10 protein-coding genes and 1 pseudogene are annotated in these 13,020 nt (G+C 55.3%); 7 read left to right on the top strand and 4 right to left on the bottom strand.

The annotated features are described in order from the left end of the window. Positions 1 to 28 precede the first annotated feature (28 nt). Entirely contained in the window at positions 29 to 253 is a 225-nt protein-coding gene (locus tag B2G88_RS17985) for a PIN domain-containing protein (RefSeq protein WP_245835444.1), read from the top strand. A 42-nt stretch (positions 254 to 295) separates the two neighbouring features. Here the strand turns inward: B2G88_RS17985 and B2G88_RS17980 are convergent, their stop codons facing one another. Then, entirely contained in the window at positions 296 to 1,945 is a 1,650-nt protein-coding gene (locus B2G88_RS17980) for an MBL fold metallo-hydrolase (RefSeq protein WP_087715579.1), read from the bottom strand. A gap of 263 nt (positions 1,946 to 2,208) precedes the next feature. Between B2G88_RS17980 and B2G88_RS17975 the strand changes: the two genes are divergently transcribed. Beyond that, positions 2,209 to 4,689: a DUF262 domain-containing protein gene (locus B2G88_RS17975; RefSeq protein ID WP_176393288.1), complete on the top strand. Its 2,481-nt coding sequence runs from the start codon at positions 2,209 to 2,211 to the stop codon at positions 4,687 to 4,689. 302 nt (positions 4,690 to 4,991) lie between these two features. Here B2G88_RS17975 and B2G88_RS17970 read toward each other — a convergent pair whose 3' ends face one another. Both B2G88_RS17970 and B2G88_RS17965 read right to left on the bottom strand, forming a co-directional pair. Then, positions 4,992 to 5,270 carry a DUF3006 domain-containing protein gene (locus tag B2G88_RS17970; RefSeq protein WP_054862009.1) on the bottom strand — a complete coding sequence of 93 codons (279 nt, stop codon included), beginning with the start codon at positions 5,268 to 5,270 and terminating at the stop codon, positions 4,992 to 4,994. Further along, a complete protein-coding gene (locus tag B2G88_RS17965; protein ID WP_087715577.1) occupies positions 5,270 to 6,394 on the bottom strand; it encodes a ComEC/Rec2 family competence protein in 1,125 nt (374 codons plus the stop codon). Before B2G88_RS17965 ends, B2G88_RS17970 begins: the two co-directional genes overlap by 1 nt. 809 nt (positions 6,395 to 7,203) lie before the next feature. On the opposite strand from B2G88_RS17965, the pseudogene B2G88_RS17960 reads away from it, so the two are divergent. The 4 genes and pseudogenes from B2G88_RS17960 (at position 7,204) to B2G88_RS17940 (ending at position 9,754) form a co-directional block, all read left to right on the top strand. Then, positions 7,204 to 7,880 (top strand): annotated as a pseudogene (locus B2G88_RS17960) (IS6 family transposase). Between the two features lie 53 nt (positions 7,881 to 7,933). Then, positions 7,934 to 8,149 carry a MarR family transcriptional regulator gene (locus B2G88_RS17950; protein ID WP_054862010.1) on the top strand — a complete coding sequence of 72 codons (216 nt, stop codon included), beginning with the start codon at positions 7,934 to 7,936 and terminating at the stop codon, positions 8,147 to 8,149. A gap of 537 nt (positions 8,150 to 8,686) precedes the next feature. Further along, positions 8,687 to 9,343, top strand: coding sequence for a trimeric intracellular cation channel family protein (locus tag B2G88_RS17945; RefSeq protein WP_054862011.1), 657 nt, complete (start codon positions 8,687 to 8,689; stop codon positions 9,341 to 9,343). A 135-nt stretch (positions 9,344 to 9,478) separates the two neighbouring features. Continuing rightward, positions 9,479 to 9,754: a HalOD1 output domain-containing protein gene (locus B2G88_RS17940; RefSeq protein ID WP_087715576.1), complete on the top strand. Its 276-nt coding sequence runs from the start codon at positions 9,479 to 9,481 to the stop codon at positions 9,752 to 9,754. 175 nt (positions 9,755 to 9,929) lie between these two features. On the opposite strand, the gene B2G88_RS17935 is transcribed toward B2G88_RS17940, so the two are convergent. Continuing rightward, positions 9,930 to 10,886: a mannonate dehydratase gene (locus tag B2G88_RS17935; RefSeq protein WP_087715575.1), complete on the bottom strand. Its 957-nt coding sequence runs from the start codon at positions 10,884 to 10,886 to the stop codon at positions 9,930 to 9,932. Positions 10,887 to 11,744: 858 nt separating this feature from the next. Between B2G88_RS17935 and B2G88_RS17930 the strand changes: the two genes are divergently transcribed. After that, positions 11,745 to 12,989: an enolase C-terminal domain-like protein gene (locus B2G88_RS17930; protein ID WP_087715574.1), complete on the top strand. Its 1,245-nt coding sequence runs from the start codon at positions 11,745 to 11,747 to the stop codon at positions 12,987 to 12,989. Positions 12,990 to 13,020: the final 31 nt, after the last annotated feature.

Below are 13,020 nucleotides of genomic sequence, written 5' to 3'. Positions count from 1 at the left end.
CGTTTGCTTTGCTTACGAGAAAGTCATTGTGACCCTCAATACTGCGCTCGAGCGATGGGGCATCCAGATAGAGCGGGCTGACTGGCGACCTACGGCCGAGGTAAAGGCAGATGGCCACATCTCCTTTGCGGACGCTCATGGCGTTGCACTCGCCCACGAGACGGATGGGACACTCATCGCTGGTGCTGATGACGACTTCGAGACCCTTCCAATTGAGATCGACGTCGTTCGATTTCGTGAGGGTGGTGTCTAAGCAGTCAAGTGGATCGTTTAACAGAACTAGTAGAATTCCGATCTATTCTTTGTGTGAAGCTGATTTGATCGATAGCTCAATAATTGCCCCAGCCTCGAGTTCCGTCTGATCCAGCAGTTGGAGAAATTGGTCACCCTCTCCGCCACTCAGCACACGAGCTCTGACGGTCTCCTCGGACTGCTCGAGTTTCGCATCAATGTCATCGAGTCGAGCGAGGAGTTCAGCCTCGAGCGACTGTTCTTCGAGTGAGTCCGTTTCTGTAGGAAGCGTCTCAGTGTCAGATGCCACAGCAGCGGAGTCTGTCGACGCGTATGGGTCTACCGCAGTCCGGGCAAACGTCGCCTCGAGGGCGTCGAGGTCGACGCCTTCGGCCTTGAGAGTGATCGGTTCGCGTCGGGTGACATCCAGTGTGGTATCAGCCTCGAGAGCGTGTTCCTGTAGCGCTTCCCACTGGCGTCTTCGAATCCGAGTTGCAGTTTCCTCCGCGATCCACCCTGGGGCATTCCAGCGTCCATCTTCGTAGAGTCGGTGGACATCCTGGTCGTTTGTTCCCCAGGTGAAACACCGATCGAAGCGACGTTGAAACCGATTGAGTGTACCACCTCTCGCGTGCTTGATCACGACTTCGATTGGAGCAAGTGAACGGACGACGTCATCAATCGTCTCGAGTGACGGATGGTTGGACAGTCGAACCGACTGTGTTGTACACTGGGTGTTCGGGACGCCGTCGTTGTTGTCTGTCGCGAGTTGGATGAACAGTGCCCCTGGGTCGTCGCCAATTGCCTCGAGCAGTCGGTGGGAACTCCCAGTCGTCGGCGACTCTGGACCGGTGATCGTCACGCCTCCGTCTTCAAGCACCTCATCAGGTCGTTCGAACACTTCGTGGGTCGTAACGCCTGGGTCGTCGTACTCGAGTGCATTGTACAGTTTGGCAGCCTGCCCGACGAGTGTAATCGGCAACTCGCGCTCGAGTGCTGTTGCAACGTGGGCGAGGATCGTTGCATACTGAACGCCGGTGAGCGAACTCGTCGCGACCACGACCTGTGATCCAGCAAACGCACGCTCGAGCACTGTCTCGAGTGACTCATTAAGAGCGGTCGTATACTCGTCGTCGCTCGAGACGTTTAGCAACACACAGTCGATATCGAACGGATACGTGGTCTCGAGTCCGGGATACCCGGCACACGGTCGCGTCGTGAAATCGCCGGTGACAAGGAGGTATTGGTCACCAGTAAAGGGGTCATCACTCGAGTTCTCGTCGCGAAATCTGAGTACGAACCCAGCTGCACCAGGCGTGTGTCCGGCCGGGATCGGTCGAACCTCGAGCGTGGGGAGGATCGACGTCCACTCGTTGATTGGGTTGAGCGCCTCGAGTGCCACCGAAATTTCGCCAAGGTCGTTGTCCTTCTGGGCTTCGGGGAGTGCCTGCTCGAGGATTGATGCTGTTGCTGGTGATGTGTAAATTGGGGCGCTGTGGTGAACGTTTCTTGCCAGCGTTCGGTAGTGGTCGATGTGGGCGTGGGTAAGCAAAATGGCGTTCAGATACTCGTCGTCGGCGAGCATGGATTCGACGTCGACATTGTCGCCAGCATCGACGAGAACACACGCACGCGTGCCATCCTCGGCAGTAAAACGCAGGAGCGTCGACTCGTTGCCGCTGTGAACATTCGCATGTTGATAGGAGACACGCATACGTGGGGATAGCTTCTATTCAGAGTTGCATGAAGTTCAGCTTTTACGTTGGATGGATTAGATATATGGGGCTGTCAATCGCTCTCTGGCAACCAGTGCTTCAGTAGTGCGTTTTGAAGGGGATGAGAAGATCCATTGATTTAATTAATATTTTGTATGATCTGCGTGCTGAATACGCAGCGCGTACGTTCCAAGGACAAGACCGAATAGTATGCGATGTACACTCCAATAAGAATATCTGCGTAGCCGGATTTGCCATGCACATGTCCAGCGATGGGGATGACCTCTACTCCGTGTTCATCGATTACGAACAGAAGCGTAATTTCTCGATACACGATGTGAGCCACGATCGGGTGATGCAAACGACTGCGCAGAACGACTTCGAGATGCAGAAGCGGACACTCAAACATATTCTCAAAGATCAGGAGTTCAACATCCCAGAATACCAGCGCTCGTACTCTTGGACGGAACACCAACATCGGCAGTTCTGGGACGATATCCGGCAGTTCGTGAATGCCGATCTCATCACCGACGAGGAGAACGTCTCGGACGTGTTCTTCAGTACGATGTACTTCGCAGTTGACGCCGACAGCGAAGTCTACGACGTCATTGACGGTCAACAACGACTCACCACGACACACATCCTCCTGCGGGTGATCCTAGAACATCTCCAAGAGATAGAGAAAGCTGCCATCGAAGAGGATGAACTGGCAGACCTCTGGGAATGGGAGCGGAACACGATCGAGGAACTATTGTACGTTGTCGGGGATTATGGACAGCGCGAACCGAGACTGACGTTGAATAAACACGACGCGGAGTTCTTCGACGCCCTTATCCAGGGGACGGAAGCACAGATCGACTACCTGACCTCCGATCTTGAATTCGATATCCACGGCAACAATAGCAACGCAATTCGTATCTCCAGATGCAGAGAGCGGTTCGGCATCACCACCGATGAGTTGGGCGAGCTAGACGTCGCGGATTCGCTTCCATCGAACCGATTCTTCCGATTGTATGATTCCCACGAGAAGCTCCTGAGTGCCTACGAGTTCTATCATAAGAAGATCAAGACGATAGTTGACCGAGCGGATACGACCGATGACATGGTACGAGCGCTGCTCAACGTAAGCCGATACCTCCAGCATGCGTTTCATGTCGGTGAGTATGTGATACGACAGGCGGAAGCTGATTTCCGGATGCAGATCTTCGAGATTTTGAACGATAGGGGCGTCGAACTCACGAAGATCGACCGGATCCGGGCCGCAGTCGTCAACGCGTTCTACGATCCTGAGGATGGAGACAATTACATCAGGAAGTGGGAATCGATCGTTTCGGAGTTCGGCGGCGATGACGGGCGGATCGACGATTACCTGTCGGTGTACCTGACAACGGTGGACGCTGATGTCGATACGATTGGCGACGCCAGCGACGAACTCACGAATGCCTTCGATACCCGCAAACTCGATGGTAAAGCTACACCCCGCCTAGAGGATCCGGAGGACGCAAAAGAGTTCATTAGCAGGGCAGATGAGTTGGTTGGATATTACAAACAGATCACAGACCCCGATCTCGACCGAGGCGACCTGCAGCTCGCGGCGCATAAACAAGAGATCCAGGAGATACTCATCCGGCTGAACGTACAAGGTATGGATCAGTGGCGGCCGCTGGTGTTAGCGCTGTACTTCCATGCAGATGCGAACTCGGAGGCTGACGCTGCTACCCTGTACAACGTCCTCGATGCTATCGAGAAACTCAATTTCCGGCGTCTCCTGGTCTCCGAGAATCCCAATATCTTCAGTAATATCTTCATAGAGGCTGTCGATGAATTCGAGCTCTCACCACTGGGCGACACCGGGCTGGAGAATGAACTTGATAGGACACTCATCGAGTATCTGATCGACCATACTCGTTCTGAGGCTGCGTCACTATTCGGTGATCGGTTCATCAATCTTGCTACACAGGCTCAGGACTGGAACACGAGATCTACGAAACTCCTCTTCGGTCGGATAACTCATGAACACTACCGGAATAGTGGCGGGAATCTCGAACGGACCCTCGATATGAGTGGTATACATATCGAGCACGTGTTGCCACAGACACCCGTGACTGATAGTACCGAGCCCGTCTGGCTTCCGAAGTTCTTCCCTCCCGAGAGTACGGAAGAGGACCTTGTCGAGGCGGTTGATCGCTACTTGGAACTTGAACACCGCAAGCGAACGGAATCAGAGGCGGACCTGAAGGAGAACGAAGAGAAAGACCGGGCAAAAATCGAGGAGTACATCAAACAGCGATTCATCGATGATCTTGGGAACTTCTTGCTCCTCGGCGAAGGTGACAACATCCGAGCGAGTAATCGCCCACTTTCGCAGAAACTCCCTCAATACTACAATCACGTCGACGAGTTCACGAGCATCCATCCGAATCGGTATTTTACGCCAGACGAGGGGCCGACCGACCGTGACGAACTTGAGAATCTGCGTGCACAATACGAAGCGAAACACAACGATGCGACACAGAGAACGAAGATAGACGAGGATCTAAAAGAGGAGTTCAACTCCCTATGGACGCACGCGACCATGAAAGACAGACGTGTCGAACTGCTACTGGACATTCTGGAGACGCTACGATTCGACGCACTCGAGGACGAATTCGGGATGGAGACAAGCGAGGAAGAGACCCACGAAAAGGTCCGAGAGCTGACTGACGAAGTGTTCGAGAATCGGATCTCTCTCCAGTCCTTGTGAACTGTCTGTCGTTGTTCTTGAAGCGAGTGGGACATCGCGTAATGGTGGTTGTTGACGCGCCGAAATCGTCCACAAAGCTGCTGCGGGTTCTGTTCGCCTACGGGTCTCAAAGATGTAGAGTGACAGCACGGACTGAAAGGAGATCGGTTCCATCGGGGGAGAAAAGGAAGTCGTCGACTCCGTTCCGTCCCGCAAGGGAACAGCTCTCTGAACAGAGCGTTCGGCGCAACATCCATCCTCTGTATGCAGCACGACGCGCGAAACTGATCACGACTTGAGGATTTCAACAGATCCAGGTGAGGCTATCTGTCCCGATCTGATAACTTCGTCGACAGACGATCAAGCCGTTCCTGTGCAGACTCTTTGCGAGACTGTGTAGCATCAGGACGATATTCGGCGTCACAGAACTCGCCTGCTTCAACAGCAATCTCGAGAACGGCCCCCTCGTGCTGAGCCTCTGGTGGCAGCTTCGTTACGTCGACGTCTAGTTGATCGACGGTCTTGCCGTTCTCCTCGAGTAAGAGCACTGCTGTTTGTCCGTCGACGATCCGGTCAAGCGTCGCAATGTAGGTCTCGGTCATTAGCCGACTAGTGGTGCTGTAACCACGTCAATCGGGTGGGTGAGCGACGCTTGTGTATCGTCATCAGCTGGTTTCTCCTCGAGGAGATCCGTCGCATCAGTCGAGAACTCGTGTTTTGACTCGAGGGCAACGTCGTTCCCGTTAGTCGTGAGCACAATATCGCCGTGGACGGCGGTCCAGTAGGTCTCGATTCCGCGGTCAGCAAAGTCCTTGAGGACCTCGTCATGTGGATGGCCGTACTGGGAGTCGTATGCACTCGAGATGATCGCCACGTCTGGAGTTACGTGGTTCATGAACGGCGTTGTTGAGGACGTCGTCGAACCGTGGTGGCCAGCCTGATATGCATCTGCCTCGAGGCCATCACTGTGTGCGTCGATCATTCGTTGCTCTGCGTCGGCTTCTGCATCACCCGTAGTGAGATAGGAGAACTCACCAAATTTAATGGTGAATGCGACACTGTTGTAGTGCAGATCTGAATCCGAGTCACCTTCTGGTGGGTTGAGGACGTCGACGTCTGCATCACCAAACTCAAAGTGGTCACCGTCTTCGACAACCAGGAGTTCAACATCGTACTCTTCGACGGCGTCGAGATATCGCTCGTACGTCTGGCTCGTGTGTGCGACGCCGGAGTCATAGGCTACGCCAATTCCATCGTGTTCGGTTTCGTAGTGTGCGATGATTTCGTCGTGCCCGCCGATGTGGTCGGCATGGCCATGTGTTGCAACGAGATGATCGATTCGGTCGACATCTTGGTCCTCGAGATACTCGATCACACCGGAGCCTCCTTGACGCCAATCGCCGGAATCGATGAGCATCGTCTCACCGGCGGGGCCGATCAGAAGCGTGGCATCGGCCTGGCCGACATCGATGTGATGAATCTCGAGATCACCGTCGACATCAGGGTCAGTGTCTGAGCCGGGTTCATCCGCTTCGCTTTCGTCGGTCTCCTCTGGATCGGCTTCGTCTCCATCGGTTGTTGTCTCGTCTTCAGAACCAGTTTCGTCGGCATTCTCGAGGGCATCATCTGCTTCGACTGTCGGGTCATCAGTCTCTGTTCCAGTCTCAGTACAACCCGCGAGGATGAGCAGTGCTGCGACGAGAGCGATTAGGAGAAGCCGTTTCATTGCTTGTGAGGTTCGGTCGCCACTATATGACCGTTCGGTTTCTATAGGCGGTACAGGACGAGAACCCCGACCCTTGAGGTGGGGGTTGTTGACAATAGTAGATACTGCGGCTGAAAATTTGAAGCGTCCCTAAGTCTATGAGGAGTTCTTAGATGAAATATATCGAAGAACGGCTTCTGTCATAGCTCTGCTTTGTATCCAGAAGGACTTAAGGAAGACCACACTCGGTATGCTTTTCTCGGTCCTACTACAAACCATAATCGTCAGAGGCACTACCACCCCGCTGACATTCTGCTGTCTCGGTTTTGCCCTGCAATTCGATATAATCCGTGAGAAGTACGGTATAGGACCCAGATAGTGAACTCAGAAATATCTGTCTCTCTTTATTAGTTAGAGTCCTGTATCTCAGTGATATTGATCAACGCGTATCCCGATGTATCATGCATGTTGGTGAGTGACTTCTCTTGTTCTCTGAGTTTCTCGTCTATCTTTTCTATTGGTGTCGGAGAGTCTCCCGGTTGTAGATTCATGATGAAACCTCCGAACATGAATAGTGCCCGTTCGTAATCACGTGCCTCTCCGTCTGGACAGGTCTGGTTGAACTTTCGACAGAATTCACTGTATTGGGATGGACTCTGACTCGCTTGTCTATACAACTGCTCTCCGTCTCCGCGGATCCTCCAGAGATAAACATAGGCGTTCCAGACTCGTCGGTCGTAGATCGGGAACTTCGCAGAATATTGATTTGGAGGCACTGTCTAGTTGAGCCAGTTTGAGAAGTGAGCAGGTCGTTGAGTTAGTTTGGAACAATGCTTGCAGACCTGCTCAGCGAGTCTTACGACGCGGATTTCAAAGAAACTTGGGAGAACGAGCGGACGGCAACGCCCGTCAGGGCGTTTGCCGTCCGCCTCCATGCCACCGGTTGTTCACTTTGTGAGACAACAACTATTCTCGCTGAATTAGGCGTTGAACGCTCTCATGGCGCAGTTTGGAATTGGGTACATCGGCTGGCTGATATCGTTCCTGGCCCGCGGAGGGCGAAGCCCTCGCGGGTCGCGGTTGACGAGACCGCTGTCAAAATAAACGGCGAATGGTCTTGGTTATACGCTGCAATAGACCTCGATACAAAGTTGATTCTCGACGCTCAATTGTTCGGACGCCACGGCACCGATCCGGCGGCTGCGTTCCTGCATGGACTCCGCGAGAAACACGATCTCTCCGAGGCGGTGTTTCTCGTTTATCAATTTGGCAATCGGACTGCCATTGCGCGGTTAGGTCTGAACGGTCGGGTTGACTATACCGACCGAAACCTCATCGAAAAGTGGTTTCACACATTCAAAATGCGCGTCGACCGTTTCCATAACTCATGGTGGGCAGTCGGCGGAGCGCTCGCAAATAGATTGAACAATTTGTGCATTACTACAACCGACAGAGACCGCATCAATCGCTCGATGGACGAACGCCGACTGAGGAGGTGCTAAACTAGACAGTGAAGAATAGAAAATATTATGACACTATATTTGGAATGGTGTGTATATAATGAGTTCAGCAGAGTCTCAGCATCGAAAGCCGACGCAAAATGGATCGTGGGACGACATCCACGATTTGCCACCGAGCGCTAAACTCGTCGCAAAGGTCCTCGAGTACAGTGGCACGATGGCCCAGAAACAGATCGCCGACGAAACACTTCTACCGGCCCGGACAGTTCGCTATGCCCTGAATAGACTTGACGAGAAGGACGTCGTTGACTCCTGATTCTCGTTCTCGGATGCCCGCAAGCGCTTGTACAACCTCGATATAGAGTAGGGCCTCGCTCTTCGCTGTACTTCTACGGTTATGTGTGGATTAGACAGTCTCCGATTTCGCCAGAACGCTGGGCGGCGATCTTCCGGTCGTGCGCCAACTCATCCTCTACGAACGTTGTGAATACCTCGGCTATTCATCGACACTGATGCTATCGTCGCCACTGAAAGTCAGTGCACACCCAATCGCACGAAGGCAGCGCGGTTCGGAGTGAACGAAGTGAACGAGAACCGCGAAAACGCGAACGGGGAGGAACGACCCGTGAACGAGTGAAATGAGCGAGAACTGCGGAAGTGCCAGTGGTGTGTAAACAGTTTCAGTTGTTACTATAGAACGACTGGCCGAAGACGCACGGAAGAGTCACCAGTAATGTCCACTGTTACAAGAGACGCTCGCTACCGCTACACAACCGAGGTGCGAATCCTCGCTAAAGACGAATACTCGGCGCACTCAAGAGGCTTAAGAGGCTCGTCCTCGTAGGCGTCGGTAATGGGTCAGAGTCTCCTCAAAGTATTGTTTGGCGATCCATTTGCGGTAATGAATACGATCGGCTTACTCGCGTTCGCTCTCGTCGGTTCATCCAAGGCGATCCGCGAGGAATTCGACTTGCTTGGGATCACCATCGTCGGGTTGGCGATGGCATTTGCCGGTGGCGCGACGCGCGATATTCTCGTGACGCGGGTTCCGTTAGCGCTTCAGTCCCCGATCGAAATCAGTCTGGGACTGCTCGGCGTTGGCCTTGCGATTACACTGAGCATCGTTCTCACGTCACCGGATACGCATCCAATCACGCTTCTCGCGGATGCGATCGGACTCGCCGCGTTTACGACGACCGGGGCGATCGTCGCTACCGAAGCGGGTGTATCGGCGTTTGGAGTCGTTACTATTGCAACGATAAACGCAGTCGGTGGTGGTGCAGTCGCCGATATCCTGCTCGATCGCTCCCCGTTCATTCTCTTCGACGATTTCTACGCGAGTTGTGCAGTGTTAGGCGGGTGCGCCTACTTTCTCGCGACGGTTGTCGGCGTCTCCGGGGGCACCGCTGCCGGACTATGCGCGGTTGTTACTGTGCTCACGCGGTTAGCTGCGGTCACCTACGGTTGGACTCTCCCGACAGTACAGGGATTAGGACTCGTCGAGCGATGATCCGTAGCCTCCTGTGAATATACGCAGCACATCGGATCCGTTTTCGTCCTGCTGTACCCGCTATTCCGGCCGCATATATACCATGAAGAGGGTGAACGTGAGGACCTTCATACCTCGTCATCGAAGTAGTATGTGATGTCAACGGCACTACTGACCAACGCGGAAAATACGCGGTTGTCTGTGAGAGTGGTCCAAGCGATAGCCGCTCACGCAGACCAGAGCCCGGTGGCGATGTCTGCGGACGGTACTGCGGAGATCGCACCCCTGTACGAAACGATCGATCCGGACGCCCTGGATGCGCTATTCCAGACTGCAGCCAGCGAGGAACCGATCGGAACGGTCGAATTCGTCCACGATGGATACACGGTAACCGTCGAGAGCACCGGCGGGATAACCGTTACCGACCGATAATCGATAATCGGGACGCGTCAACTCGTAATGAGTTCGTGCTGGAAAATTTGTGGTAGAAGAGCTGTAGTTGCGACTGAACTGATTTCCACACCGGCTGCAACGCCGTCGTGCAATTAGGTGTGCATTGATCAGTCGCTAGGATATCCGTGTGCTAGCAGTCGGCTGACGAAACCTGTCATAGCGAATCCGAGAGCCCGCGCATGTATCCGATCGCGAAGAGGCGCCCCTTCGTATGGTAGCCAGGGTTCGAATTGTCCTCTCCGGCCATCGTCGGGACGTGATCCGGCCGCATCGGGACGTCTTCATCGACCGCCTCGTCGTAGGCCGCCATCGCCGCGTGCATATCCGTCGGCCCGGCATCGTGCCACGTTTCGACGAACCGGTCGGCATCCCCGTTGACGTCTCGGAAGTGGACGAAGTTGATCCGGTCACCGAACCGGCGGATCGTCGCCGGGATATCGACCCCCATCGCTGCAAAGTTCCCCTGGCAGAACGTGACGCCGTTGTATTCGCTCTCGACGACGTTCAGTATCCTTTCGTAGTTCTCGACGCTGTTCGCTACTCGAGGAACGTTCCGAACCGAGTCACGAGGTGGGTCGTCGGGATGCAGTCCGAGACGGACGCCCGCGTCCTCGGCGACTGGAACGACTTCCTCAAGGAAGTATGCGAGCGCTTCGAAGATTTCGTCGTGGCTTTTCTCGGACGCTGGAACCGTCGGTCCGCCCTGCATCTTCGCGTTATCGTAGCCGGTGGTGAGGGCGTTTCCGCGCGTTTCGACGTGCGCTTCGGTGCGCGCCCAGCGAACGCCCGCCATCCAATCGTAGCAGACGGTGGAGATGCCGAGTTCACCGCAGTTTCGAAGAAACTGTTTGAAGTCCTCGATATCCTCGTCGCGCCCGTCGAGGCCGAGCCGAATCTGATCGGTCAACGGAACGCTGCCCTCGAGCACGGAGAACTCGAGTCCGGCACTCTCGAGCCAGTTCTGTAGCTGTCGGAGTTCGTCGTACGTCCACGTCGTTTTGTCAGTCCCAATTTCCAGCGGGTGAATCACGGCGTCCGTGACGCCCATCTGTTTTGCGAGGTCCCATCGTTCGTCTGGCTCCGGAGGGAGTACTAGTGCTGGCCGTACCATAGTTCTCGCTAGTCCGGTCCACATATATGCATTCTGTTCTACAGTCACAATCCCGTTCGATTCGGTAGAATAGCCGATCTGAGCGGTTGAGATGCCGTTTGTGCCGGACCACTACTGATACGATGCGGTACATATCAGAACGCCTGGGGTGGGATGCTGCTAAAACGCGGATCAGCTCCGCGTTTCTGGTCGACGCCCCAGATCGCGAAAATAGATACTCATCGGCAAGACTGTTCGCCACGCTCGAACGCGCGACCGAGCCGATACTCGCGGCGAATTGGCTTCAGCGTACACTGTTCCGACTCCGCTCCGCATGGGCCCCATCTTGGGGATACGGGGATACCGGACTCTCGTCCGTGATTCATTCCATTGTCAGTACTCGGCTGTCCATTTACACCAGTACGAGTGTAATTGATTCGGCGTGAGTCGGATATCCCGTTTTGCTACGAAATATCGATAGAAGACGATCTGAAACCCCGAATTCGCTCCAGTCGAACGATTCACTCGTCCGGCCCCATCTCTCAACGCAACGGCTCGTCACGGCGCTGACTGCGACTCGAGCATCGACACCTCGAGAGTCGAATTCAGACTCACTGATGACGACGTTCCGTATACTGTTTCGTAGATAATTTCGGAAATCAAAATCCGCACTACTCGAGGTTAGCGCCGATTCGTAGCGAGTATCGCCCCTAACCCGGAGGATTCGACACGAGAGAACGATTGGTCACTCTTCACACTGTGACGATCCACTCTACTGACTCCGTTACACCTTCTGAACGACCCTTTGATACGCACGTACCTGTCTCCACAGTGGCTGATCACGTATGATTTATAATTCTGGTCCGATGAAGTATTACCATGGATATTGCCAATGTAAACGGATACGCCCTTTCGTCGCCAATCGAACCGGTACAGGAGCGACCATTTCACGGTGGCGTCCGACGACTACGCAAGCGCGACGTGGTGGTGGTCGTCGTCGAAACAGCCGACGGACAACGAGGGGTCGCAACTGCCGGCGCGAGCAGTTCCGCGATGAGCGAGTACTTCGACGGCGAGTCACAGGGAACGTTCGCCGACGTCGTCGATACCGCCGTCGCCGACGCCCTCGAGGGCGAGACCATCGAGGAAATCGAAGACGCCCACGCATTGCTCCGCGAGAGCGACGTTCCCGAGGGTGATCTAACGGAGGCGATCTCCGCGATCGACGTCGCCCTGTACGATATCGCGGGTAAGTACCACGGCGCACCGGTCTATGAACTGCTCGCCGACGAGTACGAATCGACCCCGACCACCGAACTGGATCTCTACGCCAGCGCCGGCATGTACATGGCGCCCGAGGGCTACGTCGAACAGGCCCGCGTTCTCGAGGAATTGGGCTTCTTCGGATACAAGTACCGACCCGGGATCGGGCCCGATGGCGACCGCCGGATCGTCGAACGGCTCGCCGACGCCGTCGACGACATCGAGCTCATGCTCGACGTCCACACCTGGTGGAAGCTCCGCGAGGGGTACGACCGCGAGACGGTCCGCGATCTCGTCGTTCACGCGGCCGAGCACGGCGCGTACTGGATCGAAGAGCCGGTCGAACCTGCCGACCATCGAGGGTACGCCGACCTCGCGGAGACGGGAGCGCCCCTCGCGGGCGGCGAGAGCGAGGCGTCGCCCGAGACGCTCGTCGAACTCGGCGAGACCGGCGCCGTCGCGTTCCTGCAGGGTGACGTTCGCCACCACGAGGGCTTTACCGGCTGTCGTGACGCCGTCGAATGCTGCGCGGGACGGGACGCCGTCGAGTTCGTCCCGCACAACTTCGGGACGTGGATCGGACTCGCTGCGAACGCACACCTCGTCGCCGCCGCTCCCGATGCGGAGCTGGTGGAGTACCCCGTCTTCGAGAACGATCCGTTGTTCGACACGGACGTCGATCCGGGCATGTACCCGTTCGATCTCGCGTTCGACCTGATCCAGGGCCGACCCGAGATTTCCGACGGCGTGCTGTCAGTCTCCGACGAGCCCGGATTAGGCATCGAACTAAACGTGGACGTCCTCGAGGAGTATCCGTTCGTGGATGGGCCGTGGACCGAATTCCGCTACGATCAGGACTAGCAGCCTCCAGATCGTACGTCCTCGTGGCGGT

Source organism: Natronolimnobius baerhuensis (assembly GCF_002177135.1).
GTDB classification, from domain to species: domain Archaea; phylum Halobacteriota; class Halobacteria; order Halobacteriales; family Natrialbaceae; genus Natronolimnobius; species Natronolimnobius baerhuensis.
The sequence above is the reverse complement of the archived record's forward strand: the minus strand, read 5'-3'. Positions and strand labels throughout refer to the sequence as shown.

Coding starts and splice junctions, on each gene's coding strand:
- B2G88_RS17980 (WP_087715579.1), bottom strand. CDS start 1,945: ATGCGTGTCTCCTATCAACATGCGAATGTTCACAGCGGCAACGAGTCG.
- B2G88_RS17965 (WP_087715577.1), bottom strand. CDS start 6,394: ATGAAACGGCTTCTCCTAATCGCTCTCGTCGCAGCACTGCTCATCCTC.
- B2G88_RS17950 (WP_054862010.1), top strand. CDS start 7,934: ATGAGTTCAGCAGAGTCTCAGCATCGAAAGCCGACGCAAAATGGATCG.
- B2G88_RS17940 (WP_087715576.1), top strand. CDS start 9,479: ATGTCAACGGCACTACTGACCAACGCGGAAAATACGCGGTTGTCTGTG.
- B2G88_RS17975 (WP_176393288.1), top strand. CDS start 2,209: ATGTCCAGCGATGGGGATGACCTCTACTCCGTGTTCATCGATTACGAA.
- B2G88_RS17935 (WP_087715575.1), bottom strand. CDS start 10,886: ATGGTACGGCCAGCACTAGTACTCCCTCCGGAGCCAGACGAACGATGG.
- B2G88_RS17930 (WP_087715574.1), top strand. CDS start 11,745: ATGGATATTGCCAATGTAAACGGATACGCCCTTTCGTCGCCAATCGAA.
- B2G88_RS17970 (WP_054862009.1), bottom strand. CDS start 5,270: ATGACCGAGACCTACATTGCGACGCTTGACCGGATCGTCGACGGACAA.
- B2G88_RS17945 (WP_054862011.1), top strand. CDS start 8,687: ATGGGTCAGAGTCTCCTCAAAGTATTGTTTGGCGATCCATTTGCGGTA.